This window comes from Variovorax sp. Root434, from assembly GCF_001426595.1.
Classification (GTDB): Bacteria; Pseudomonadota; Gammaproteobacteria; order Burkholderiales; family Burkholderiaceae_C; genus Variovorax.
This window is the reverse complement of record NZ_LMEK01000006.1, coordinates 104,959-130,765: the sequence shown is the minus strand read 5'-3', so window position 1 is coordinate 130,765 and position 25,807 is coordinate 104,959. Positions and strand designations below refer to the sequence as shown.

Here is a 25,807-nt window from a genome sequence, read left to right as displayed (position 1 = left end):
AATTGTTCTGCGATGCCCCGCGGAAGTGCTTCTTCAATACACTGGCGCCAACCCTTGTTTGAAGAATAATCTTCTCGGAGTTCGCCATGAACGTCGATTCTCTTTCTCTTGACGAGCATTGCCTCAAGATTCTTTCTGCACTGCAGCATGACGGCCGCCAGACGGTGCAGCAGATTTCCGAGACCGTGGGCCTGTCGCCCACGCCCTGCTGGAAGCGCATCAAGGACATGGAGGCGGCCGGCGTCATCCGCGGCTACACGGCGCTGGTCGATCCTGAACTGGTGGGCCTGCACGTGTCGGCCGTGGCCGAGGTGAACCTCGACCGCCACAGCGAGGCGATGGTGCAGCGCTTCGAGGAGGCGGTGGCCGCGAGCCCGCAGATCATCCGCTGCGTGTCGGCCACCGGACCGGCGGACTACATCCTCAACGTGACCGTGCCGGACATGAAGCACTACGAGCGCTTCCTGCACGAGGTGCTGTTCAGCCTGCCCGGCGTGACGCACGTGCGCTCGAGCATCGTGCTGCGCGAGATCAAGTCGGAAACGGCGCTGCCGCTCGACCACCTGCTGCCTGGCAAGGCACGCGCCGCTGGGCCGCGGCGAAGCTAGGGCTGCACGAACGGCATGACGCAGCCCGGCGGGGAAGGCTAGGCCATCTTCCCCGCGTCATGAGCCTGACAGTAGGCCTTCCAGTCGTTCTCGACTTGCGTTGCGCACTGGTGCGCAGCGTCCAGCAGGTCGCGACGCCACGACTTGGCCGAGGTGCCGAAGTCGATCAACTCGTCTGCGATGGCCGAGCCCTGGCGCCCCGAACTGCGCAGGTGCGCCCAGGCCATGAGTTGCCCCATCTCTTCGATCACGCCGCTGACCTGGCCCAGTCCGGTACGGCGCACGTCGAGGCTCACCCGGTCCTCGCTGGGCTGCAAGTCGCGCAGTACATAAGAAGAGTTGCCATCGACGATCGGGTGCAGGAAAGCCATCGACACAGCCTGCATGCGGCGCTGGACTGCCACCACGCGATGCGCCTGCGATGGCCACGCGGGCTGCCTGATCTTCAGGTGCGGCACGAGCGACGACGACGACGCCTGCTTCAGGTCGAGCAGGTAGTTGCCGTCGGGCGAGCCCTTGCCTTCGACCAGGACGACGTAGCGCTCCATTCCCAGGCTGCCGGTGCCGGCGATGCGCCGCGCCACGTCGAGCACCCTGAAGAAGCCCGGGTTGTCCTGCGATGCCGCGAATGCGTCGACCAGCCTGGCCGCCCTCTCGCGCCCGGCCCTGTCGGCTCGCAGCGCGTGCTCGCCGTCGCGGCGAATGCGCCGGCCGCCGTTCTTCCGTTCGGTGCGCTTGTCGAGAAAGGCGGCGCGCGTGCGGGCCTTGAGCGTCGCGAGCAGTTCATGAACGAGGCCGCTGGCGGTGTCGCGCTCCACCCAGCGGGCTTTGCCGAGCGCCAATGCACCGGCATAGCCTTGGAGAAACACCTTGCACAGCGCGTTCGAATCGTCGGGGGTGGCGCGCAGGCTGCCGCCGGCCACCAGGATGCTCGACAGGAAGCGCACCAGTTCCCACGTCACTGGCGCCAGTGACGATTCGTCGAAGTCGTTGAGATCGAAATAGGCGAGCCGGTTGTCGCCCTTGTAGCTGCCGAAGTTCTCCAGATGGGCATCGCCGCACAGCCAGGCCGCCGGCGCCTTGGTGAACAGCGCATCGGCCGGCAGGCGGTCGTAGAACAAGTGGCAGGTGCCGCGCAGGAAGACGAAGGGATTGGCGCGCAGGTTGGCGTACTTCATCACCAGGCGCTCGAGATCGCGCCCGGCGTTGAATTTGCGGATGGTCTTGGCGACGTTCAGCATGGCGTTGTTCGTTTCCCGCTTGAATGAGCGGCAGATTCTCGGCCAACGCGTGCCGATACCCGGCTTTGCCTGCCGGGCGCGCTTTTTTCAGGGCATGTCGGGCCTGCCCATGCCGAGCGAGCGCAGCACGGCCGCCGTGCGCGTCTCGACGCCCAGCTTCACGTAGACATGCTCCAGGTGCTTGTGCACGGTGCGCGGGCTGATCGCCAGCAGGGCGGCGATCTCGGCGTCGGTCTTGCCGCGCGAGAGCCACTGCATGACCTCGCCCTCGCGGGGCGTGAGGCCGGGGGGCGGTGCGTTCATGGCCCGCGCAGCGGGCAACGGCGCCTTGGTGCGGCGGGCCAGCCGGTAAAGCAAGGCCACCGCCACCGCATGCTCCAGCCCCACGCGCCGGCAGTAGTCGGCCTGCAGTTCGGCTCGGCGAAATTCGCGCCGGCCCGGTGCCTTGGCGACGTGCAGGGTCGTGCGCAAGCCATTGCTGCCGGCCTCGCGATGCCGCACGGGCGAATGCCCGGACTCCAACTGCTCCAGCAGGCGAAGTGCGCTTGCGCAGTCATTGCGCGTCAGGTGCGTCATGGCAGGCCCCTTTCACGGCACATACGCATTGCTGCGTATGGCGCCTGCATGCATCGAGACGCAGGATGCTCGCAGGCCCTTTGCCGCCGATCCAGTATAGGCAGGCAAGCGCCGCGTATGCCGCTGGCCGGCGAAGGGGATACACATGGCTATCGACGAAACACGGCTTAACGCGTTCATGGGTAACTTCGTCCATGACATCGGTGCCGTGATGCACGCAGCCACCATCGTCGCAGGCGACCAGTTGGGCCTGTACAAGGCGCTGGCCGAAGGCCCCGCCACCGCCGAGGCGCTGGCCCGCCGCACCCAGACCGACCCGCGCTACCTGCGCGAATGGCTCTCGGCACAGGCCGCCAGCGGCTATGTGCAGTACGAACCGAAGGGCGAGTTGTTCTCGCTGTCCGAGGAGCAGGCCTTCGCGCTCGCGGAGGAAGGCAGCCCGGCCTTCGTACCCGGCGCCTTCCAGATCGCCGTGGCGCAGTTCAAGGCTATTCCCAAGATGGTCCAGGCCATGCGCACGGGCCTGGGCATCGGCTGGCACGAACACGACCCCGCCCTCTTCAACGGCACCGAGCGTTTCTTCCGGCCCGGCTATGCGGCCAACCTGGTGAGCCAGTGGATTCCGGCGCTCGAAGGTGTCGGCCCGCTGCTGGAGCGCGGCGCGCGCGTGGCCGACGTTGGCTGCGGGCACGGGGCATCGACGCTGCTGATGGCGCAGGCTTATCCCGAGTCCAGCTTCGTCGGCTTCGACTACCACGCACCTTCGATCGAACGCGCGCGCGAAACGGCGCGCAAGGCCGGCATCGACGATGCGAAGCGCCTGCGCTTCGAGGTCGCGAGCGCGAAGGACTTTCCCGGCGAAGACTACGACCTGGTTGCGTTCTTCGACTGCCTGCACGACATGGGCGACCCCGTCGGCGCAGCGGCGCACGTGCGGCGAAGCCTCAAGCCGCAGGGCACGTGGATGCTCGTGGAGCCGTTCGCCAACGACCGGCTGGAGGACAACATCAACCCCGTGGGGCGCGTGTTCTATTCAGCGTCGAACTTCATCTGCACGCCGGCCTCGCGCTCGCAGGAGGTGGGTCTTTGCCTCGGTGCGCAGGCGGGCGAGGCGCGCCTGCGCGACGTCGTCACGCAAGGCGGATTCACGCATTTCCGCCGCGCCAGCGAGACGCCATTCAACCTGATTTTCGAAGCACGTCCGTGAGGACATTCCAGGAGCTGCCATGTCACGCCAATACATCGACTGCCGCGAGTATCCGAGCACGATGAACTGCAGTGTCGCGCTGTCCGCAGACAGCGAGAGCGAACTGCTCGATGCCGCCGTCCAGCACGCCGTGGCCGTCCACGGCCACACCGACACGCCCGAATTGCGCAAGCAACTGGCGAGCATGTTCAAGACCGGCACGCCGCCGGTGCAAGCGCCCGCACAGAAGGCTCCCGCCTGAGACGATCCTGCGCGGACCCGAGCGCCGTTTCGCACGGCGATGAATACCTTCGGGTGCTTGCAATGAGCACCCGCCGATGAAATCCGAGCAGCCCGCTTGAGTGCTGCCTTGCCCGCCGAGCGCGCTTTCCGAAGTCGCGCTATGGTTCGCTGCCACCACGGCGAACCAGACAAGAAGGCGGGTCCATGATCGATCTCAACATCAACGGCCAGTCCGTTGCCCTCAACGCTCCCGACGACATGCCGCTGCTCTGGGCACTGCGCGACGTCGTCGGCCTCACCGGCACCAAGTTCGGTTGCGGCATCGCGCAGTGCGGCGCCTGCACCGTGCACCTCGACGGCCAGCCCGTGCGTTCATGCGTGCTGCCGATCGGCACCATCGGCAAGAAGGCCGTCACCACCATCGAAGCCGTTTCGCAGACACCGGCCGGCAAGAGCATCCAGAAGGCGTGGCTCGACGTCGACGTGGTGCAGTGCGGCTACTGTCAGTCCGGCCAGATCATGTCCGCGACCGCGCTGCTAAAGCGCACGCCCAACCCGAGCGACGCCGACATCGACATGGCCATGTCGGGCAACATCTGCCGATGCTGCACCTACTCGCGCATTCGCGCGGCCATCAAGCAGGCCGCCACCGGCAAGGCCGAGGTGCTGCAGTCAGTCGTCGCGATGCCTGTCAGGAGCGCATCGTGAAGCCGGCCGCCGTGGGTGCCGTGGGTATCAGCCGGCGCGGCGCACTGCAGGCCGGTGGCCTTGCGCTGGCCTTCACCTGGGTCGGCGGGAGCAAGGCGTTTGCCGCCATCAGCCCGCGGCAGCAGCCCGCCGACGCGGCCGCTGCGCTGGCGGATGGCAACCCCGCCTTCGCGCCGAACGCGTTCATTCGCATCGACGCCGATGGCGGCGTGCGCCTCGTGATGCCGATGGCCGAGATGGGCCAGGCCATCTACACCGGCTCGGCGATGCTGCTGGCCGAGGAGCTCGGCGTCGAGCTCGACCAGGTGCGCGTGGAGCACTCGCCGCCGAACGAGGCGCTGTACGGCATGCCGCTGCTCGGCGGCCAGATCACCGGCGGCTCGACCAGCACGCGCGGCACCTACGGCGTGCTGCGCGAGGCCGGCGCGGTGGCGCGCACGCTGCTGGTGAGCGCTGCCGCCGCGCAGTGGAAGGTCGATGCTGCGAGCTGCACGGTCGCGCGCGGCGTGGTGAGCCACGCGCCGTCGAACCGGCAACTCGGCTTCGGCGCGCTTGCCGGTGCGGCCGCCAAGCTGCCGATGCCCGCCAAGGTGGCGCTGAAGGAACCGAAGGATTTCAAGCTCATCGGCCAGCCGCTGCGGCGCGTCGATTCGGCCGGCAAGGTCGACGGCAGCACGCAGTTTGGCATCGACGTGCGCCTGCCGGGCATGAAGGTGGCGACGGTCAAGGCCTGCCCCACGCTCGGCGGCGTGCTGGCCTCGGTGGACGACAAGGCCGCGCGTGCGATTCCGGGCGTGATCGACGTGCTCCGCATCAAGGACGCGGTTGCGGTGGTGGGCGAGCATTTCTGGGCTGCGAAGCGGGGTCTCGATGCATTGAACGTGCAGTGGACGCCGGGGCAGAACGCCGCGCTCACCACGCAGCAGCTGCGCGCGGCGCTGGCCGGTGCGCTGGCGAAGGACAAGGCGATCGTCGGCAAGGAATCCGGCAAGCGGCCCGAGGGCACGCTGGTGCAGGCGACCTACGACCTGCCGATGCTGGCCCACGCGACGATGGAGCCGCTCAACACCACGGTGCACGTGCGGCCCGGCGAGTGCGAGATCTGGGTCGGCACGCAGGTGCCAACGCGCTGCGTGAGCGCCGCGGCCAAGGTCACCGGCCTTGCGGAAGACAAGGTCGTGCTGCACAACCAGTACCTGGGCGGCGGCTTCGGCCGCCGGCTCGAGACCGATTCGGTCGAGCAGGCCGTGGCCTTCGCCAAGCAGGTGCCCTACCCGCTCAAGGTGGTGTGGACGCGCGAGGAAGACATTCGCCACGACATCGTGCGGCCTATGTACCACGACGACATCTCGGCTGTGGTCGACGGCGACGGCCAGATCCTCTGGTTCGGCGACCGCATTGCGGGCGGCACGGTGCTGGGCCGATGGGCTCCGGCCTTCATGGGCAAGGACGGCATGGACAGCGATCTGATCGAATGCGTGGCCGAGCCCTGCTACGACCTGCCGAACCTCAAGGTCGAGTGGGTGCGGCACGACATGCCGCCCGGTTTGAACGTCGGCTGGTGGCGCGGCGTGGGGCCGACGCACAACCTCTTCGTGATGGAGAGCTTCATCGACGAACTGGCGCAGCGCGCGAAGAAAGACCCGGTGGCCTACCGGCGCGCGATGCTGAAGAAGAACCCGCGCACGCTCGCGGTGCTCGACCTGGCCGCCGACAAGATCGGCTGGGGCAAGGGCACGCTGCCGGCCCGCGTCGGCCGCGGCGTGGCCGTGGGCGATGCCTTCGGCAGCCGCGTGTGCGCGATCGTCGAGGTCGAGGTCACGCCGCAGGGCGAGGTGCGCATGCGGCGCGCGGTGGTCGGGCTCGACTGCGGCATTGCCGTGAACGCGAGCTCCATCGAGGCGCAGATCCAGGGCGGCCTGCTGTTCGGCCTGAGCGCCGCACTCTTCAGCGAGATCACGCTGCGCGAAGGCGCCATCGAGCAGAGCAACTTCCACGACTACCGGATGCTGCGCATCAACGAGGCGCCGCCGATCGAGGTCCATACCGTCAAGAGCGGCGAGGCGCCCGGCGGGCTCGGCGAGGTCGGCACCGCCATTGCGGCGCCCGCACTCGCCAACGCGATCTTCGCGGCCACGGGCGTGCGGTTGCGCGCGCTGCCGGTGAACCGTGCGCTGCTGGCGCAGGACAAGGAGGCGCTGAAGAAAAAGATCGCCGATGCCGGACACGGCGCAAGGAGCGCGGCATGAAGCGGTTCCTCAAGGTGCTGGTGGTGCTGTTCGTCGTTGGCGCGGCGCTGTATTTCTTCCTGAACCGCACCGACGGTTCCGAGGGCGAGGCGCCGGTGCTGGCCGGTGCGCCGGCCGATGCGGCGCTGCTGGTGCGCGGCGAATACCTCACCAAGGCCGCCGACTGCGTCGCCTGCCACACGGTGCCCGGCAAGGGGCAGCCCTTTGCGGGCGGCCTGCCCTTCGTGCTGCCCTTCGGCACGATCTACTCGTCGAACATCACCGCGGACCCGGCCACGGGCATCGGCAACTGGAGCGACGACCAGTTCGTGCGCGCGCTGCACGACGGCGTGCGCGCGGACGGCAAGCGCCTGTACCCGGCGTTCCCGTACACCTCGTACACCGCGCTGAGCCGCAAGGACATCCTCGCGATCAAGGCGTACATCTTCAGCCTGCCCAAGGTGAACCAGCCGAACAGGGAGGCCGACCTGGGATTTCCGTTCAACCAGCGCTGGGCCATGGGTTTCTGGAATGCGGCCTTCTTCAAGAGCACCCGTTTCGAGGCCGATGCGTCCAAGCCGCCGGCATGGAACCAGGGCAAGTACCTCGCGACGGCGCTCGGCCACTGCGCGGAATGCCATACGCCGCGCAACTTCGCCTTCGCGATGGAAAGGGGCAACGACCTCGCGGGAGAGTCGGTCCAGGGCTGGCGCGCCTACAACATCACGTCAGATGCGAAGAACGGCATCGGCGCATGGAGCGATGCCCAGCTTGCCTCGTACCTCACGACCGGGTATGCCGAGGGCCGAGGCTCGGCTTCGGGGCCCATGGGCGAGGCGGTGGAACACAGCCTGCAATACCTGAAGCCGGAGGACGCCTCGGCGCTCGTGAGCTACCTGCGCACGGTGCCAGCGAAGTCGGGCAAGGCGCCGATCGAGGTCGATGCGAAGGCACCGTGGGCCGTTGCGGCGAGTGCGGCGGCACCGGCCGCCAACACGGCCGAGGGCCACGAGCAAGGGCTCAGGCTCTTTGCTGCGGCATGCGCGAGCTGCCACCAGTGGAACGGGCAAGGCCAGCAGACGGCCAACGCATCGCTGCTGGGAACGCGCGGCGTGAACGACCCCGACGGCTCCAACGTCACGCAGATGATTCTGCAGGGCGTGAGGATGCGCGTGCACGACAAGGAGGTCTACATGCCGGCCTTCGGCAAGGCCTACACGGACACCGAAGTCGCGGCGCTCGCCAACTACGTGATCGCGCAATTCGGCAACAAGCAGGGCACGGTAACGCCGGAGTTCGTCGCGAAGCAGCGCACGCAATGACGCCCCCTGCCCCAGGGGCAGCACCAGCGGGGCCGCACCTACACTGCGGCCATGAAAAAAAGAGTCAGGGAAGTTCAGCTCTGCCTGCAGCCTGTGGTGGAGCTTAGGCAAGAAGCTGCGTCTTACGCCTACACCGTTCGTGCGCCGCGTTCGAAAGGCGTGATACCGCCCAGTTCGTACCGTGACGGCGACTTCGCCACGCTCGCCGAGTGCCTGTGCGACGTGGCCCGTGCACTCGGTGGCGATTTCGAACGCATCTATGTGCGGCTCGAAGGCCACTGCGTCGGGGAGCGCGATCTTGCGGAATTGCGCCAGGAGCCGGAGCAGGTCGCGGCCGAGTAAAGGCAAGCTGCGACGCGGCGAGCGGCGCCGCGCAATTCGAGCCCACCCTGCCGGCGCCGGAAGTTCCGACAAGCACTGGCGATTGAGGACCGGATCGGCCGCAACGGCCAAACAGTGCTGTATCCGGCACGAAACATCGGTTACTTTAAGACACAGTTCAGACGAGTTCCGCGGCAGGCGGCGCTCCGCCCCTGATGTCTGCGGCCCTCGAGATCGGCCCCAAGAGGCCCGCGCCGCCGCGCCGCGAGCCATGCCGAGCGGTCACGGCACAGGCTGCACGCTCCCACGCACTCCCCATCGACCCTCCTCAGGGGTACCCGGTTCCGGGCATATCGCCGCCCCATACGCGTACTTACATTTTGTCTTGCAAACAGAAAAACAAGACATCTGCACGCGCAAAGGAGAGTGCTCCAGCGCACGGGAGCCTGCCCGCCAGGTAACGAACGGACGATTGATGCCATGAACAAGATTTTTCGAACCCTGTGGAATCCAACGCTCGGCACATGGGTCGCCGCCCCCGAAACCTCGCGCGGCCACGCGCGGTCGGAGCGGCTGGGCGAACTGGGGGCCGTGGCCGTGGCGGTGCTGCTTCTGGGCGCCGGGCCGGCGTTGGCGGCTGGCGGCGCCGGCGGCCAGCCCGTCGGCGATTCGACGCTGCATGCCGGCAGCGGCGGCAGCAACGGCAGCGGTGGCAGCGGCGGACTCAACGACACCACGCTGGGCGCCAGCGGAGGAGCCGGTGGGTCGTCGACCGATGCCGGCGTCACGGCGGGCTCCAACGCGAACATCGGCTCCTTCGGCGGCGCCACCGCAGGCACAGGCGGCGCCGCGGGCACCACCAGCAACGTCGTCAGCCCAGGCGTGATGCAGGGCGACAACGGCGGCGCGGGCCAGTCCCAGACCGGCGACTTCAGCAACGGCAACGGATACGGCGGCGGCGGCGGGGGTGGCTTCCAGGGCGCGTCGATCGGCAGCGGCGTCTCTTCCTCCTCGGACAGCTACACCGGCGGCACCGGGGGCGCGGGCGGCGATGGCTATTGGGCGGCCGGTGGCGGCGGCGCCGGGGGCTACGGCTCCATCCTCATCGGCCCGCTCGGCAACTACACGGCCTCCGGCAGTTCGACGGGCGGCGCGGGCGGCCAGGGCGGCGGCGCCTTCTCGCAAAGCGGTGGCGGCGGCAGCGGCGGCGGCGGGTTCTTCCTGAACGCCACGACGCCGGGCCTCACGTTCACCAACAGCGGCACCATCGCGGGCGGGGCCGGCGGCGCAGGCGGGTCCGAATTGCTGCCGGCGCGCAGCAACGCCTCGGGCGGCGGCGGCGGCGCCGGCGGCAACGGCATCACGCTGACCGGCAGCGCCGTGACCGTGGTCAACACCGGCGCAGTCACGGCAGGCGCGGGGGGCGCTGGCGGAGCCGGCGGCGGCGGCGCGGGAGGCACCGGCGCGCCGGGCGCTGGCGGCGACGGCGGCATCGGCCTGGGGGCCACGGGCGCCGGGGCAACGATCACCAACAGCGGCTCCATCACCGGCGGCGCCGGGGGCGTCGGCGGCGCCAACAGCAACGGGGGCGCGAGCGGCGCGAACGGTGCAGGCGGCGTGGGCGTGATGGGCGCCAACCTCGCCATCAGCAGCAGCGGCACCATCTCGGGCGGACTGGGCGGCGATGGCATCACCCGCGCGTCGGCCGTGCAGTTCACGGGCGGCAGCAACAGCCTCACCTTGAACACCGGCGCGGCGCTGTCGGGCGCCGTTGCCATCGACAGCGGCGCCACGGCCAGCATCATCGCCGGCGCGGGTGGCCTGAGCCTGGGCAATGCCCTGCTGCTGGGCGGCACGGGCACCTTCAACACCAACGGTCACGACATGGGCTGGACGGGCCCGATCTCGGGCGCCGGCGGCCTCGTGAAGGACGGCGCGGGCACCCTCACCCTGGGCGGCGCCAACATCTACACCGGCGCCACCAACGTCGCCGCCGGCACCTTGCGCGCCGGCGCGGCCAACACCTTCAGCAGCACCAGCGCCTTCACGGTCGCCTCGGGCGCGACGCTGGACCTGGCCGGCCAGAGTCAGACCATCGCATCCATGGCCAATGGCGGCACCGTCTCGCTGCTGGGCGCCGCGCCCGGCACCATCCTCACGGTCACAGGGCCGTGGGTGGGCAACGGCGGCACGCTGCGCCTGGGCACGGCGCTGGGCGACAGCACCAGCGCGAGCGACCGGCTGGTCCTCAGCGGCAGCACCGCCATTGCCAGCGGCACGACCAACGTGCAGATCACCAACCTGGGAGGCCTGGGTGCGCTGACCGCCGGCAACGGCATCGAAGTCGTGAGCGCGCTGAACGGCGCCACGACCACCGCGCAGACCACGAAGAGCGCCTTCGCCCTGGCGGGCGGCCACGTCGATGCCGGCGCCTTCGAGTACCGGCTGTACGCCGCCGACGCGACCGGCGCGGGCGAGAACTGGTACCTGCGCTCCAGCGCCGTCGTCGTCCCGCCGGCCGGTGGCGGGAACGGTGGCGGTACTGGCGGTGGTACTGGCGGCAGTGCCGGTGGCGGCAGTGGCGGCGGCGTCATCGTGCCAACATACCGCGCCGAAGTGCCGCTGTACGCGGCGCTGCCCGAGCAGCTGCGCCAATCCAATCTGGCGATGCTGGGCAACATGCACCAGCGCGTGGGCGACGAGGGCCCGGCCGGTGCCAACACGGCCACGCCGGACCAGGGCTACCGCCAGACCTGGGCGCGCCTCATCAGCACGAACCGCACCATCGGCCAGAGCGGCACCGTCAGCCCCGCGAGCAACGGGCGCCTCACGGGCTTCCAGGCCGGCACCGATCTGTGGGCCGACGCCAACTGGCGCGCCGGCGTCTATATCGGCGAACTCGACGGCGACATGCGCGTGACCGGCTTCGCCCGCGGCCTTGCGAACTACGCGGCCGGTTCCAACGACCTGCAGAACCAGTACCTGGGCGCCTATGCCACCTGGAAGAATGGCAGCGGCCTGTACGTGGACGGCGTGCTGCAGGCCGGCCGCCACCGCTACACGGCGGCACCCACGCTGGGCTTCGGCAGCTCCGGCAGCGGCAACAGCCTGCTGGCCTCCATCGAGGTGGGCCAGGCCTTCTCCATCGCGCCGAACTGGACCCTCGAGCCCCAGCTGCAGCTGGTGCACCAGCGCGTGAGCCTGCACGACACGGGCATCCCGGGCGCCCTGGTGCAGCAGGACAGCCACAGCGGATGGCTGGCGCGCGCGGGCGTGCGGGTCAAGGGCGAGATCGCCACCTCCGCCGGCCTGCTGCAGCCCTACGTGCGGGCCAACGTCTACCGCAGCAGCGGCGGCACCGACGTCACCCGCTTCATCGGCCCCGCGGCGTACACCGACATCGCCACGCGCACCGGTGGCACCAGCACCGAACTGGCGGCAGGCGCCACGCTGCAGCTGACGCCGAACATGAGCCTGTACGCGGAGCTTGGCAAGCTGTGGGCATCGGGTGGCGCCACGCGCACGAAGAGCAGCATCGACGCCAGCGTGGGCGTGAAGGTCCGCTGGTAAGGCGCCGCTGCTGTTGCCGCCGCTGCGTCAGTGCGGCGCGGCGCCGAGATCCGCGCGAACCGCCGCGACGACGGACAGCACCGCGTCGATTACCGCATCCGGGTCGTCGAACTGGATGTCGTGACCGGCGTTCTGCAACAGCACCTGCCTGCCTCGCGAGGACCATGTCGCCTCGTCCTCGTGCAGCTGCTTCCAGATGGCCTGCACCTGCGTGCCCTGCGCGGGCGTGATCTTCATCCCCCGGAGTTCCGTCTCGGTGTACGGTGCCATTGCGGTGAGCACCACCAGCGGGCGGTTGCCCAGGTCGCGGAAGGTGCCGGCCTCGGCGAGCGTGGCGTCGGTCGCATCGCTCTCCGCCAACTGCGTGCTCAACGACTTCGGCGCGAAGGCGCGGATCGCCTGCGCATCGCGCGCCGTCTGGTTCCGCGCCTGCGGCAGCAGCGAGGGAGCCGCCGCGCGCAGCAGGCCGGACCACGCGAGCGACACGGCGATGCGCGAACGCAACGACCGCGTCTCCGTCATGAAGTCCGCGACGCGCGCGACCTGGTCCGGATGCGAAGGGTCGACGAGAACCAGCCCCGCCACCTCGGCGCCGAAGTGCCTCGTGAAGCTCGTGGCGAAGAGGCCGCCCAGCGACTGGCCGACCAGCACGTAGGGGCCTTGCTCGCCCGCACGGGCGAGTGCCGCGTGAAGATCGTGCGCCACCTGCCTTGCGCTGTGAGGCGCCTCCGAAGGATCGCTCCACATCAGCCCCGCGCGGCTGTATGAGCAGGCGCGTGTGTGCGCTGCGATCTTCGGCTGGACGGCCGACCAGCTCAACGAACCGTCGGCGCTCAGGCCTGCTTCGAACACGACGGTCGGCGAGCCGGAGCCTCGGCAATCCAGCTGGATTCTTCGCCCGCCGATGTCGACCATCTTCCCGGGCGCGGGGAAGTCGCGCGCCGCGCGGTAGCGGCCGGCCTGCTCGTACACGACGCCCATGAGAACGGCCAGGGCGACGATTGCAGCGCTCCAAAGGATGATGCGCATCACCAGAAGTTTCGACGAGTGCTTCACTGATCCCGATGGTGCCACCACCGGCGTTCTCTCACGACGGCTTTCCATGGCCGTCCATCGACAACGGAGATTTGCCGTACCGCGTACTTTCCGCTTCAGCTTATCGACCGCATCCTTTGTGCACACGATCTTTCGCTGTCGGCGCGCAGCCTTTTGGCTATCTTGAAAAAACCTGTGCGGAGTGCGCTACTCCATGCACGCCAAAAGGGAATGAAATTTTCGCTGGCGCAGTGCGAGCCCCGGGGCAGATGTGACGGGAAACACAGTTGGGAAGCGAAAGCGCTGTCAACTACCGTTGCAATCCGTAGCATCCGGAAGGTTCATAAAACGAAATGTTCGAAGGAGGATCAGATGGTCGCCCTCTCACCACAGACTCCGTGGTCCGTCGCATGGGCTCCACGCACAGCGGCGGAAGGCCGCGTGCACGGGGAGCATGCCGAGCGAAGCGCGCGGGCCGCGCCATCTGTTGCAACCGACGCCGCACCCGCCCTGCAAACTGCGCCGCGCAGGGCCTGCGCCTATGTGTTCATCGCGAACCTGCCGCACCTCGTTGAAGCCTATGGGCAGGATTTCGGAGCCGCCGCCAGCCTGGAAATACAGCGCCGCCTGTGCGCCCACTTCCTCACCTCGGCCGCCAGCGACATGGCCCGGCTGCGCGACGACTGCTTCCTGCTGTGGGCCAACGACGCGTTCGTCTGCGGCGCGCGCAACATCCGTGAGCTGCCGCACGACGTACGCCACCGGAGCCGCCCCATCGAGACGCTGCTTGCCGTGCTTGGCGCCGAACCGGTGCGTGCGAAGGGCATCGCCGCGATGGTGCAGTTGCATGCCGACTGGATCGAGGTGCGTCCGCCCGAGCAGCTCGGCACGTCGGAGATCGAGTTCGCCCTGTGGACTGCGCAACCGTTTCCGGATTTGCGCGAGAACAGGGCCGACGAATGGTGCCAGCGCTACCGCTCCGACATGGAAGTCGCCGTGCGCGTCAGCGAAGCGCTGCGCACCGAGGCGCTCTCCTTCGAATGGCAGCCTGTGGTGCACGCTGGCGGCAATGCCAGCACCTTCTACCTCGCAGGGCGCGTGCGTCTGCCGCCGAGCCGCAGCGAACCGGCGCTTCTTGCACAGGAGGTGTTCTTGCCGTGCCTGCAGCGGCTGGGGCTGGCTCGCGCGTTCGATCGCATCGCGGTGCGCCAGGCCTTGGCGGAACTGCGGTCGCAAACCTCCGCGCACATCGGCGTGGGCATCTGCGCGCAGAGCACCAAGCTCGACCACTGGTGGGCCTCGCTGTGCTCGGCACTCGACGAAGAGCCCGCGCTGGCCTCTCGCCTCGTGATCGAGATCGTGGGCAGCGCCACGCTAGCCGATCTCGAGGCCGCCCACGACTTCTGCGTGCAGATGCAATTGCGCGGTTGCCGCATCGCCGTGCGGGACATCGGCGGCGGCAACGACAACCTCGCCGCGCTGCAGTCCTGCGGGCCTGACATCGTGAAGCTCGACGCGTCGCTGCTGCGCCGCGCGCGCGACGACACCTTCGGCATCGAGTGCCTGCAGGGCATGATTTCCCTTTGTACGCACTTCGCGGCCCAGGTCGTGGTCGACGGCATCGAGCGCGAAGACGACATGCACATCGCTTCGCGCGTGGGCGCGCGGTGGCTGCAGGGCTACGGCGTACGTGGCACCGAGCCGGCCGCCAGGCCTGCTGCTGTCGCTCCCGGGCATCCCTTCGGGTAACTCGAACCACGGCACCGAGCGTTCTTCAACCATGTACCTGAATCCTCTCTTCGCCAACGTGTCGCAGGCCGAACGCGTTGCGCTGGTCCAGAGCAGCCAGCTGCGCTCCTACCGGCGCAATGAAGTGGTGCTCGCGGCCGGCAGCTCGAGCGATTGCGTCTATTGCGTGGCCAGCGGACTGCTGCGCGTGGTGGAGCATGGCAAGGGCCGCGCCCATGCCACCAATGTCACGACCGACTTCATCCGCCAGAACGAGTTCTTCATCGGTCCGTCTCTTTCCGAGGACACCTACCAGGCCAAGCACACGCTGGTCGCCGCGTTGCCCGCGGCAGTGCACCTCATCCCCGTCGTGGCGTTGCGCAAGATCTGCAGTTCGTACCCGGAGGTGGCCATCAGGTTGCTGGAACTCGCGATCGAACGCATGGCCGTCATGCGCAACCAGCTGCGGCGCATGTCGGCGCTGTCCACCGAAGACGTCGTCGGCCGCGTGCTGCACCAGCTGACCGTGCTGGCTCCCTCGAGCATGGGGGCGTTCGACAAGCGCATATCCCAATCGGTGATCGCCTCCTACTCCGGTCTGTCGCGCGAAGTGGTCAACAAGACCATGCGCGACATGGAACAACGCGGCCTCGTGCGGCGCGACGATCAAGGCGTGCACGTGCCCGCCAATTTCGCGTCCACCGACTTCGGCAGTCTTTTGCCCGCCGAGGAGAACCCGGTGCGTGCCGAGCCGAACCAGGTCGAACCGATCTTCTTCGAGAGCTTCCCGGACCCGGCGAGCGACCCATCTGGGCGCAAACCCGAGGACGATTGATCGCACTGCGCTACTGAAGGCATCGATGTCCAAAGAAAAGAGCAGGCGGATTGCCACGCGGCCCGAACAAGGCTCGCGGGAATCATCGTCCGTGCACACGGCCGGTTCCAACGGCGGCGAGCCGCGCATGGACGGGTTCAGCGATGGAGTGCCACACATCGATTCGTCGACCTCCTCAACCGCCGCTGCCCTGCTGTTCGCCAAAGCGGCTCAGCAGGAACTCGTCCTTCTGATGCGCCTGATTGCCGAGGGCGATTCGGCCACGGCGATGCGGATCGCGTGGTGCATCGTGGAACGGGGGCGTGCGGTGCTGGGGCCTGAACTACCGCCTTCGGCCTCGTTGCCGGCACAAGCGAAGGTCCCGTTGCAAACAGAGCAAACGCGCCTCCCGCCATCGGCGAGCTCGGGCACTGGAGGCCGCGCGCTCTCGCGTCGCGAACTCGACGTGCTCCGGATGATTTCGCAAGGCCTGAGCAACCGCCAGATTGCCGAACTGAGCCATCGCTCACTGCACACGGTGGATGCGCATGCGAAGAGCATCTATCGCAAGCTGGCAGTGAAGTCGCGTGCCCAGGCGGTGCGCGATGCCATGCAGAAGGGTTTGATCGATCTGGAGGCCTGCGAATAGAAATAGCTGCCGCGGCGCGAGGGGATGCTGTAGTAAGGAATCCCTAATTCGGGTGATTGCGTTTCGACCTGCCGGCTTTCATCATCGCAGCGTGCACCTGCATCCATTGATTGCCCGCTTGCCGCTGGTGGAACGTTCGGCCATCGGGCAGCTTTGCGAGCTGCGTTCATACGCTCGCAACGAGACGATTCTTGCGTCGAACGAATGGACGCGTTCGTTCTACTGCGTGGAAAGCGGCTTGGTGCGCGTGGTTGCCCAAGGCCGTGACGGCGCGCAGGAAGACACGGAAGTGACCACGGATTTCATTCGCCGGCACGACTTCTATCTTGGCGGTTCCCTGAGCGAGCCGCAGTATCTGGCAGCCCACAGATTGATCGCGGTGCTTCCCAGCACGATATACCTCGTTCCCGTGCCAGCGATCAGGGCGCTTTGCGAGCGACATCACGGCATCGCACTGGAATTGCTTGGTGCAGAGGCTGCCCGCATGAATGTCTTGCGCCGTCAGATCCGGCGCATCTCTTCGCTTTCTTCAGAAGAGATGGTCGGCCGTGTACTCCACAAGATGACCCAGATAGCTCCCGCTGGCCACGAGGCCTACGACAAGCGCGTCACGCAGGGTGTCATCGCCTCCTACGCCGGCGTTTCTCGCGAGGTCGTCAACAGGACGATGCGGGAGATGGAAAGGCGCGGCGTGTTGCTGCGCGATTCGCAAGGTGTGCATGTTCCCCAGGACTTCGCGGGGACAGACTTCGGCTTGCCGCCTTCCACGCCGTAGCCGGACACAAGGGCGAAAAAATAGCTGGAACCGGTGAGTTGCATTCGCCAGGGTGAGGCGAAAGAATCGAACAAAGATTTCATCCCGTTGTTTCTACACAGACATTCCATGCCTCACCTGTTCGTCGCTTGTCCGTGCAGCATCGCGCACCTTGGGCGCATTCATCGCAGTGGGTGGATGCGCCTGCTGCCCTGGCTGCGTCTTTATCGGTGTGCGAATTGTGGAAGACGCCAGCTTCGTTCCGAACGAGCGGTGGATGATGCGCGTGCGCGCTTGATTCAGGGCTAGAACACCACCGCGCACTTTTCGCGCTCGATGACTGGCTGCACTCGATAGCCACCGCCGCACTGCTGTCAGCGACGCTGGGCGGATGAGCGAGCAGTTCGCTGCCTTCGTCTCGCCGCTCAACAGTCATCCACCCACAACAGCCGTCTCGGATAACTGTGCACTTTCGTGTTTATCTTTTCGAGGACCTTCCCGGGCAGTCGATTTTTCGTTGTCGGTGTGTGGCCTTTCGGCTATCTTGAAACAACGTGTACGGAGCGCTGCGTGGCAGTGCGCGTCAGTCACCTGCAGGGGTGATCGACCGTTCAAGAAATGCTGACGATTGCTGCTCGCGAAAAATTGAGCCATAAGTCAGCCGCGACAAGAATACATAGAGGGGGAGTGCGATGGGGGGTTTTTCGCCGCAAAGGCAACAGTTCACGTCGAATGATCAAGACATTTCCGTTTTGGGCGGCGTGGTCCGTTTTGTCCGTCCAGTGTGTGGATTTCTTGCTGTGCTTTTGTGGGCAGGATACGCCCAGGCGGTAATTCCACTGGTGCCTAACTTCGTATATGGGACAGCCACCTATTACTCATCGACTCCTGCGGCCTCTGCGTGGCGTTCAAACATACAGGCGGCGTGCGAAGCAGGCGCGGCGCGCGCGATGATCGAGCGAGCCGATCTCGTCGATGGCTCGCCTCCTGAAATTACGTTGTGCTCGGGGATTTTTGGCGGCGATCCCAGCGTGACCTATGGATTTCAAATGCGGGCCAAGTGCAAGGTTTCAGCAGGCTGCAGCAACGATGGGTATTTTTTGTTCGCTGGTGCGATTTTTCGGCAAACAAATGGCAGCGCATGCCCCGCCAATAGCACGTTTGCCGCAGGGGCCTGGTGCAGTTGCGATAGCCAGAACGGCTTTCAAGAGGACGCCTCACAAACAGCTTGCGTACGCGCAGCCTTCGAAGCAGTCCCGATATGCAAGATCAATCGTGTTGGTGCTGTCGCTGCATCAGGCATCTCGACACCCAATCCCATCCTGCCCGCCACAGCCGAAAAGTTCCGCTCCGAAACGGACTTCGCCGACAGCAGTCCGGCGCCCCTGTCCTTCGTTCGCACTTATCGCAGCACTTGGGGCACCGATGCAACGCGCTCCGTCGGCCCGTTAGGCAAAGCCTGGGCGCACAACCACACGACGGCGCTTGCTGCGACGCCTGCCGCCAACCCGAACGCAGTCTCCATCACCAGCGGGGAAGGCTTCCTTCGAACCTTCTTCAAGGCCTCCGGTGCCACGATCTGGAGCGCCACCAACAGCGCCGACACGCTCACCCAGAACGCCGATGGCTCTTGGTCGTACCGCCGTGCCGACGACGATGCCACCCTGAGCTTCACCGCCGACGGCAAGCTGCAGACCCTCGCGCCGCGTAACGGCTGGGCCACCGTCTACACCTACAACGGCGTCGGCCAGCTCGCTGCCGTGAGCAACGGCTTCGGCCGCACGCTGAGCCTGACCTACAACACTGCTGGCCAACTAGTGAGCGTCACGACCCCAGACCTACGCATCATTGGCTATGCCTACGATGCGACAGGTCGCCTCTCAGTCGTGACCTACCCTGACGCCAAGATCCGGACCTTCCTCTACGAGAACGCAGCGTTTGCGCATGCACTGACCGGCATCCTCGACGAGACCGGTGCGCGATTCGCCACCTTCGCCTATGACAGCCAGGGACGTGCAATTGATTCGGCGTTGAGCGGCTCGGTCGATCGCTACCAGGTTAGCTATCCGAGCGCGAGCAGCGCCTCGATCCTCGACCCCCTGGGCACCACCCGCAGCTACAGCTACAGCACCACCAAGGGCAAACTCGCGGTCACTGGCGGCTCATTGCCGTCGGGCATTGGCGAGGCCGACGCCCTATCACGGGTGCAGGATGCTAATGGCCTGATCACCTCGGAGACCGACTTCCAGGGCGTGGTCACCACAACGACCTGGGATGTAGCTCGCCGCCTGCCCACCGCCGTGGTCTACGCCTCCGGCACGCCCGATGCGAAGACCGTCACGACCCAATGGCACGCGACCTTTGCCTTGCCTGTGTTGGTCACCGAGTCCGGCCGCACCACCGCCTACACCTACGACGCTGTCGGCAATACGCTGTCGAAGACGATCACCGACACCGCCACCAACAAGGCCCAGCTCTGGCAGTGGACCTACAACGCGCCGCAGTTGGTCGACACAGCCACCGAGCCCAACGGCGCAGTCACCAGCTACACCTACGACACCTCGGGCAACGTCCTCACCTCGACCAATGCCCTGGGCCACGTCACCAGCTATGCCTACGACACTGCCAATCGCGTCACTGGTTCGACAGCCCCCAACGGCCTTACTTCCACCTACACCTACGACGCCCGCGACCGCCTGCTGACCCAGACCGTCGGCGGTCAGACCACTGTCCTGACCTACAAACCCTTCGGCACGGTCGAGACGGTGTCCCTGCCCGCAGGGCTCGTTCTGACGTATGCCTACGACGCAGCCCACCGCCTGGTTGGCTGGAGCAACAACCGCGGTGAATCGGGCATCTACACCCTCGACGGCATGGGCAACCGCACCGCCGAGCAGATCAAGGACAGCGCGGGCAACGTCGCCTGGAGCGTGGCGCGCACCGTCAACAACATCAACCGCCTGTCCGCCAAGACCGAAGGCACGAACCAGAGCAGCACCTACGGCTACGACGCCAACGGCGAGCTGACCAGTTCGACCAACGGCCTGAACCAGAGCACGAGCTACGGCCTGGACAGCCTGCGCCGCGTCAAGGCCGTGACCGATGCGGCCAGCGCCAGCGCCACCCTCAAGTACAACGCCCTGGACGCCGTCACCGAAGCCAAGGACTTCAAGGGCGTGGCCACCRSCTACACCCGCGACGCCCAGGGCAACGCCACCASCGAGGCCAGCGCCGACACGGGCGGCGCCAGCACCCAGTACGACGCCCTGGGCCTGCCCAGCCAGATCACCGACGCCCTCGGCCAGGCCACCACCATCGCGCGAGATCTGCTCGGGCGGCCCACGAGCCTGGTCTTCGCCGACGGCAAGACCACCACGCTGCGCTACGACCTCACGGCCAACAGCAAGGGGTATCTCTCCGAGATCGTCGACCGCAGCGGCACCACCGAGTACACCCGCGATGCCTTCGGGCGCGTGACCCTCAAGAAGCAGACCCTCATCAACGGCAGCGTGCAGCAGGTCAGCTATGCCTACAACCCCAACGGCACCCTCGCGAGCATCGGCTACCCCAACGGAGGCGGCACGCTCACCCACGCCTACGACAGCACCGGGCGCNATCAACGGCAGCGTGCAGCAGGTCAGCTATGCCTACAACCCCAACGGCACCCTCGCGAGCATCGGCTACCCCAACGGAGGCGGCACGCTCACCCACGCCTACGACAGCACCGGGCGCCTCGCGGGCCTGAGCCTGAACGGCAACCCCCTCGTCAGCGGCATCGCCTGGAACCCGCTGGGCCAGCCCACCGCCTGGACCTGGGCCTTTGCGAGCCCGAGCCTCGCCGCCAACCGCAGCTACGACACCGCGGGCCGCCTGACCGCCACCGAGTTCAGCAGCTACGTCTACGACGCAGCCGGGCGCATCACGAGCCTGACGCAGAACCTCTGGCGGCCCGGCGACACCGATCCGACGCACAGCACCCTCGCCAATGCCGACGTGACCTGGAGCGTGGGCTACAACGCCGTGGGGCGCCTCACCGGCTTCAACGCCACGGGCAACACGGCCGGCTTCGGCTACGACGCCAACGGCAACCGAGCCAGCAGCACCCGAGTGCTGAACGGACAGACCACCAGCCGCACCTACACGGTGGGGTCGACCAGCAACCAGCTCACGGGCTTCAGCCAGACCCTCAACGGATCGAGCAGCACGAGCGTGGCCTACGGCTACAACGCCAACGGCGACATGCTCACCGATGGCCTGCGCAGCTACACCTACGACGCCGAGGGGCGGCTGGCGGCGGCGACGACAGGCGCAACCGACACGAGCCCGACCACGCGCTACGCGCACAACGCGCTGGGACAGCGGGTGTTCAAGACGGAGCCGCTGTATCCGCCGAGCCAGGGGGATGAGGCCGACCCCACCTTCATGCAGAGCTTGATCGCGTTCTTCACGAAGCTGTGGAGCCCAGCCAACAACCAAGCCGAGCAGCTGGGCTACGCCTACACCTACGACGAGCAAGGCAGCTTGATCGCGGAGGTGGGCAGCGGTGGCACGAACAGTGCGGGGCAGGCCAGCTACATCTACCTGCCGACGGGCAACGGGCCGATGCCGATTGCGGCCGTCATCAACGGCAGCACCTACGCCATTCACAGCGATCACCTGAACACCCCGAGGAAGCTGAGCAACGCGGACGGGCAAGCCGTGTGGCAATGGACCTACAGCGCGTTCGGGGAAGACAAGCCGACGACCGCGAAGAACCGATTCGCGAACCTCGACGCAACGCCAAACCCGGGCACCACAAGCCTCTCGGAGGTGAAGTTCAACCTGCGGTATCCGGGCCAATACTCGGACGACGAGTCGGGCCTCAACTACAACTACTTCCGCAGCTATGACGCGAGGACGGGGCGGTACAGCCAGCCCGATCCGATTGGGCTCGATGGTGGGTGGAATCGGTTTGGTTATGTGGATGGAAACCCGCTGGGAGATGTCGATCCACTGGGACTGTGCGGTAAGGATTCGAGCTCATGCATGAGCGGGCCCAATAACCCCTGGAAAACCAACCCCAAATACCACGAGTACGAAACTGACATGATCGTGTGCAGGCTGTCAGCAACCTGCACGAGAGACTCGGTGTTCAAGGCCGTGAAAGAGTTTCCAACGCCTGCAGGCCCTGTTCCAGGCGGAGTGAACAGCTGCGGCGTCTCTGATATTGGGGGCAACAAGGTCGAGCATTTTGTGGACGAAGAGAACTATGGGGTATTCAACATCGCGATGCCGGGACACATGTTCGAACCAGGATACGTCTTTCGAAATGTGTTCGTCGACGCGAACGGCAACGTGATCTTGCGCACGTATGGCGAAGGAACAGGCGGCTGGCGGGGATTCAATAACTGGTTCGGAAAGCATGGCTGGCCTCTGGTCGACCAGCGAATTCCGAAGGCTATAGGACGATAAGGAGCGGGACTATATGGGTGGCGAAAATCTATTCACTATTGCAGCGGTACTTGGTGGGGCAATGTTCCTGTACTTGGCATTTCGAAGCGTTCAGTCCTTCACTCGTGCCTATGCGCTACCAACACTGGTGTTCTCAATCGGCGTTGGGGTTTGGTCTGCTTACGATATGCCGCGTCATAGCTATCACATCTACTTTTTTGTAGGATTCCTGCTCGGTGCGATAGTGTTCTATTTGCATGCTGCAGCTATCAAATCGCTTCTCGGCCGGCAAAAGAGATGATCACTTGACTGGAGCAACCCCATCGTTCTCGGCGCAGGATGGTGGAGCAGGACTAGCGATTTACGAGGGGGCAGATCGATAGCATGAAGTTTCTGAAATGGGCGGCCGTAATAGTGCTGACGGTTCTTCCGGTTGCTGAGGTCGTTGGTCACTTGGTCGTCCAGCAGACCGATGCATACCAGACGCTGGGCAATTTTGTTCAAAACTCAGCCGGCATACGCGAACGGGTAGGTGATCGCCCGAAGATGAGTCTTCATTTCTTCGGGTACTCAGTACGAGTGTCAGGGCCAAGTGGAAGCGCCGATTTTTCCGCTTCTGTGGAAGGCTCCAAAGGGACCGGCGAGTTGTATGCGAGCCTCGTCAAAAAGGGTGATTGGAAAATCGTGTCGGTGAAACTCGATGGCCAGGAGATCCAGGCGGCCACTGTCAAAGAATCCCCTGCAGCGGTTGCAAAGAAGTAAGACCGCGACTCCTACCGATCTCCTGGACGCCAGCCAAAGCTTTTCGTTCTTTCTTAACCGCCGTCTGCCCGATGTCGCGCACCGCCTTCACGCAACGCGACACGCAACGACTCCATCGTTGTGTCGGCCGTCTCAATCCTCCGCTGCATCTCCTCATTGACCACCCGCACCAACGCACCAAGCTCGGTGCGGTTCGGATAAACCTCTTCCGTATCGTTCACACCCTGCGGAACGATCAGTTTTTCGAGGCACGCATACGCACGCTGTACCTCGTGAAGACTGTCGATGTCATCGCATGCCTGCAGCGCAAGCGATTCAACGCTGGTGGTTTCAGAAGATTCGGAAAGTGAGGAGACGTGCGCGAGCGCGCGAGCAGATTCAGCCATGAATGGCCTCCAAGAGGTGCGGTTTGCTGAAACCGCCGCTCCCGAGTCCAAACGGGGGCGGCGACTCGACGGGTTGGACTACCGGGCACCTCTTGCGAGAACCGGCCGGGCTTGCGCCCGCCCGTCGAGCCGCCAAAAAAGGAGGCACGAATGACAAAGCCGCAGACCCTGCGGGGGTGACTGCGGCTTGCGTCGCAGAGGTGATTCGGGAGTCCAAGCCCGATCACGCCTTCTTCTGACGTGACCGGCGCAGTATAGCCACGGACAACGGTATGCCCCTACGCCCCATGCCCCCTACCCCGATGCTGGAACAATGCGCCCACCCATGGACGGCCTCGATCTCATCAAAACATTCCGCGAAGTCGCGTTCCGGCGCAGCTTCTCCCGCGCAGCGATCTCGCTGGGCATGTCCAAAGCCACGGTCAGCCGCTACGTGGCGGAGCTCGAAACCCGCAGCGGCGTGCGCCTGCTGAACCGCTCCACCCGCTCCCTGAGCCTGACCGACGCCGGCCAGGTGCTGCTCGACCGCAGCACCGAGCTGGTGACGATGGCCGAGAACACCCTGAACGACCTGCAGGCCCACGGCTCGCACCCGCGCGGGCGCCTGCGCATGAGCGCGCCGCACGGGCTGATCGCCGGCTGGCTCTCGGACGTGATCGCCGAGTTCATCAAGCGCTACCCCGACGTGTACGTGAGCCTGGTGTTCACCAACGACGACCTCGACCTGATCGAGGAAGGCATCGACGTGCACCTGACCGGCGGACGCATCGACGACATGAACCTGATCGTGCGCCGGCTGGTGCAGTTCGACATGGTGGTCTGCGCCACGCCGGCCTACTGGGCGCAGCGCGGCATGCCGCAGACGCCCGAGGATCTGAGCCGGCATGAGGTGCTGAGCTACTCGGCGAAGCCGACCACCCACCTTCCCTTCGAGACCGACGGCAGGCAGTACGACGTGCCCGTGCACAGCCGCATGGAAGCCAACGATGCGGTCGCGCTGATCGAGCTGGCGCTGCGCAGTGTGGGCGTGGCCTATGTGCCCGAGCCGCTGGCGCAGTCGCACCTGGAACGCGGGGCGCTGGTGCCGGTGCTGCGCGAGCACATGCCGCGCGACCATTGGCTGTACGCGGCCTACTCGCAGCGCCGCCACAACAGCGCCGCGATGCGCGCGATGCTCGACTTCCTGGAGCAATCGATGGGCGCCCTGACCGAGGGTCCGGCGCTGCCGCCCGCGCTACCGGTAGCTGTGATGTCGCCTGGATGCGCCCGTTTCAAGGCACAGGAGCAGGTCGGCAGTAGCCAATAGCGCCGAGCTGACCGAAGGCTGGAAGCGGCACGCGTTGTGTTGCAATCGCATTTTTTAGATGCAGGCAGCACACGCGATGAGTACGCCCCTCCAGATTCGCCCTCCCACACCCGACGACTACGCGGCATGGAAGCCGCTATGGGACGGCTACAACGCCTTCTACGGACGCGAGGGCGCGACCGCACTTGCCGATGAGATCACGCAAGCCACCTGGCAGCGCATCTTCGATGTCTACGAACCGGTGCATGCGCTGGTCGCCGAGCGCGACGGGCAACTGGTCGGGCTCACCCACTACCTGTTCCACCGAAGCACCACGCGGCTTGAGCCGACCTGCTATCTGCAGGACCTGTTCACGCTGCCCTCAGAACGCGGCCACGGCGTGGGCCGCCAGCTGATCCAGGGCGTGTACGAGCGCGCGAAGCTTGCGGGCGTACGCCGCGTGTACTGGCAGACCCATGTGACCAACACGGCCGGCCGCACGCTGTACAACAAGGTCGCGACGCACGACGGCTTCATCGTCTACGGCACGCTGGTCTGAGCGCTTGCTTCAATACCTGAAGGTAATGCCGGCCTTCACGCCGTTGTTGGCCTTGCCGTCCGACTGAACACCGCCCGAGAGCGACAGATTGCCGCCGGTGCTCGCACCCAGCGAGTAGGTGGGCCGTGGCGTGGAGGTGTCGGTGCCGATGTAGGTGCCGCTGCCGTCCGGCCGCAGCACACCGAAGCTCGCCCCCTTGACGGTGGCCGAGGTTTCGGTCGGGTTCACGTTGGGGGCCACGTAGACGGTGCCCTTCTCGTCGCTGTCGACGGGCACCTTGACGGGCTCGGCCTGCACCGCTGCGGCGGCAGCGACCAGCACCAGGGTTGTCGCAAGAATCAATTGACGCATCGCCGACATGCTAGGCAGGTGACGGGCGGCCCGCGTAGGACAAGAGGAGAT

At 66.2% G+C, this 25,807-nt stretch carries 22 protein-coding genes and 1 pseudogene; 18 read left to right on the top strand and 5 right to left on the bottom strand.

The window, feature by feature from the left end; translation table 11 throughout:
• Positions 1–86 precede the first annotated feature (86 nt).
• A complete protein-coding gene (locus tag ASD05_RS07325; protein ID WP_056589728.1) occupies positions 87–608 on the top strand; it encodes an Lrp/AsnC family transcriptional regulator in 522 nt (173 codons plus the stop codon).
• Between the two features lie 38 nt (positions 609–646).
• Here ASD05_RS07325 and ASD05_RS07320 read toward each other — a convergent pair whose 3' ends face one another.
• Positions 647–1,849: a DUF2252 domain-containing protein gene (locus ASD05_RS07320; protein WP_056589724.1), complete on the bottom strand. Its 1,203-nt coding sequence runs from the start codon at positions 1,847–1,849 to the stop codon at positions 647–649.
• 87 nt (positions 1,850–1,936) lie between these two features.
• The gene (locus ASD05_RS31045) at positions 1,937–2,425 is read right to left on the bottom strand and encodes a helix-turn-helix transcriptional regulator (RefSeq protein ID WP_056589722.1); all 489 of its coding nucleotides are present in this window, start codon (positions 2,423–2,425) and stop codon (positions 1,937–1,939) included.
• Positions 2,426–2,570: 145 nt separating this feature from the next.
• On the opposite strand from ASD05_RS31045, the gene ASD05_RS07310 reads away from it, so the two are divergent.
• The 7 genes from ASD05_RS07310 (at position 2,571) to ASD05_RS07280 (ending at position 12,003) form a co-directional block, all read left to right on the top strand.
• Positions 2,571–3,632: a class I SAM-dependent methyltransferase gene (locus ASD05_RS07310; RefSeq protein WP_056589720.1), complete on the top strand. Its 1,062-nt coding sequence runs from the start codon at positions 2,571–2,573 to the stop codon at positions 3,630–3,632.
• Positions 3,633–3,651: 19 nt separating this feature from the next.
• Positions 3,652–3,873, top strand: coding sequence for a DUF1059 domain-containing protein (locus tag ASD05_RS07305; RefSeq protein WP_007835573.1), 222 nt, complete (start codon positions 3,652–3,654; stop codon positions 3,871–3,873).
• Between the two features lie 185 nt (positions 3,874–4,058).
• Positions 4,059–4,562: a (2Fe-2S)-binding protein gene (locus tag ASD05_RS07300; RefSeq protein WP_056589718.1), complete on the top strand. Its 504-nt coding sequence runs from the start codon at positions 4,059–4,061 to the stop codon at positions 4,560–4,562.
• Entirely contained in the window at positions 4,559–6,811 is a 2,253-nt protein-coding gene (locus tag ASD05_RS07295; protein WP_056589714.1) for a xanthine dehydrogenase family protein molybdopterin-binding subunit, read from the top strand. The genes ASD05_RS07300 and ASD05_RS07295 overlap by 4 nt, the downstream gene beginning before the upstream one ends.
• Complete coding sequence (locus ASD05_RS07290) at positions 6,808–8,112, top strand: cytochrome c (RefSeq protein WP_056589711.1); 1,305 nt, start codon at positions 6,808–6,810, stop codon at positions 8,110–8,112. The genes ASD05_RS07295 and ASD05_RS07290 overlap by 4 nt, the downstream gene beginning before the upstream one ends.
• A gap of 51 nt (positions 8,113–8,163) precedes the next feature.
• Positions 8,164–8,454 (top strand): hypothetical protein, encoded by a 291-nt coding sequence (locus tag ASD05_RS07285; RefSeq protein WP_235507892.1) that lies wholly within the window; start codon positions 8,164–8,166, stop codon positions 8,452–8,454.
• Positions 8,455–8,913: 459 nt separating this feature from the next.
• Entirely contained in the window at positions 8,914–12,003 is a 3,090-nt protein-coding gene (locus tag ASD05_RS07280) for an autotransporter outer membrane beta-barrel domain-containing protein (RefSeq protein ID WP_056589708.1), read from the top strand.
• Between the two features lie 27 nt (positions 12,004–12,030).
• On the opposite strand, the gene ASD05_RS07275 is transcribed toward ASD05_RS07280, so the two are convergent.
• Positions 12,031–13,032, bottom strand: a complete 1,002-nt coding sequence (locus ASD05_RS07275; protein WP_056589705.1) for an alpha/beta fold hydrolase — start codon at positions 13,030–13,032, stop codon at positions 12,031–12,033.
• 378 nt (positions 13,033–13,410) lie between these two features.
• Between ASD05_RS07275 and ASD05_RS07270 the strand changes: the two genes are divergently transcribed.
• The 8 genes and pseudogenes from ASD05_RS07270 to ASD05_RS29345 all read left to right on the top strand — a co-directional run bounded on the left by ASD05_RS07270 (position 13,411) and on the right by ASD05_RS29345 (position 23,175).
• On the top strand, positions 13,411–14,787 hold the full coding sequence (locus ASD05_RS07270) for an EAL domain-containing protein (protein WP_056589702.1): 1,377 nt from the start codon (positions 13,411–13,413) through the stop codon (positions 14,785–14,787).
• 31 nt (positions 14,788–14,818) lie between these two features.
• Complete coding sequence (locus ASD05_RS07265; protein ID WP_056589699.1) at positions 14,819–15,601, top strand: Crp/Fnr family transcriptional regulator; 783 nt, start codon at positions 14,819–14,821, stop codon at positions 15,599–15,601.
• Positions 15,602–15,626: 25 nt separating this feature from the next.
• Positions 15,627–16,229 (top strand): helix-turn-helix transcriptional regulator, encoded by a 603-nt coding sequence (locus ASD05_RS07260; RefSeq protein ID WP_082571998.1) that lies wholly within the window; start codon positions 15,627–15,629, stop codon positions 16,227–16,229.
• Between the two features lie 52 nt (positions 16,230–16,281).
• Positions 16,282–17,004 carry a Crp/Fnr family transcriptional regulator gene (locus ASD05_RS07255; protein WP_235507891.1) on the top strand — a complete coding sequence of 241 codons (723 nt, stop codon included), beginning with the start codon at positions 16,282–16,284 and terminating at the stop codon, positions 17,002–17,004.
• A 671-nt stretch (positions 17,005–17,675) separates the two neighbouring features.
• Positions 17,676–20,597 (top strand): annotated as a pseudogene (locus ASD05_RS31040) (DUF6531 domain-containing protein); the annotation flags it as partial.
• Position 20,598: 1 nt separating this feature from the next.
• Positions 20,599–22,434 (top strand): RHS repeat-associated core domain-containing protein (locus ASD05_RS07245; protein ID WP_321165108.1); only part of this gene is annotated, 1,836 nt, incomplete at its 5' end.
• Between the two features lie 13 nt (positions 22,435–22,447).
• Positions 22,448–22,714, top strand: a complete 267-nt coding sequence (locus ASD05_RS29990; RefSeq protein WP_157610008.1) for a hypothetical protein — start codon at positions 22,448–22,450, stop codon at positions 22,712–22,714.
• Between the two features lie 83 nt (positions 22,715–22,797).
• Entirely contained in the window at positions 22,798–23,175 is a 378-nt protein-coding gene (locus tag ASD05_RS29345; RefSeq protein ID WP_082571996.1) for a cytochrome c oxidase assembly factor Coa1 family protein, read from the top strand.
• A gap of 53 nt (positions 23,176–23,228) precedes the next feature.
• Here ASD05_RS29345 and ASD05_RS07240 read toward each other — a convergent pair whose 3' ends face one another.
• On the bottom strand, positions 23,229–23,561 hold the full coding sequence (locus ASD05_RS07240; RefSeq protein WP_056589686.1) for a hypothetical protein: 333 nt from the start codon (positions 23,559–23,561) through the stop codon (positions 23,229–23,231).
• A 325-nt stretch (positions 23,562–23,886) separates the two neighbouring features.
• Between ASD05_RS07240 and ASD05_RS07235 the strand changes: the two genes are divergently transcribed.
• Both ASD05_RS07235 and ASD05_RS07230 read left to right on the top strand, forming a co-directional pair.
• Positions 23,887–24,867 (top strand): LysR family transcriptional regulator, encoded by a 981-nt coding sequence (locus ASD05_RS07235; RefSeq protein ID WP_056589683.1) that lies wholly within the window; start codon positions 23,887–23,889, stop codon positions 24,865–24,867.
• Between the two features lie 76 nt (positions 24,868–24,943).
• Positions 24,944–25,405 carry a GNAT family N-acetyltransferase gene (locus tag ASD05_RS07230; RefSeq protein WP_056589680.1) on the top strand — a complete coding sequence of 154 codons (462 nt, stop codon included), beginning with the start codon at positions 24,944–24,946 and terminating at the stop codon, positions 25,403–25,405.
• A gap of 9 nt (positions 25,406–25,414) precedes the next feature.
• Here ASD05_RS07230 and ASD05_RS07225 read toward each other — a convergent pair whose 3' ends face one another.
• A complete protein-coding gene (locus ASD05_RS07225) occupies positions 25,415–25,756 on the bottom strand; it encodes a hypothetical protein (protein ID WP_056590389.1) in 342 nt (113 codons plus the stop codon).
• Positions 25,757–25,807: the final 51 nt, after the last annotated feature.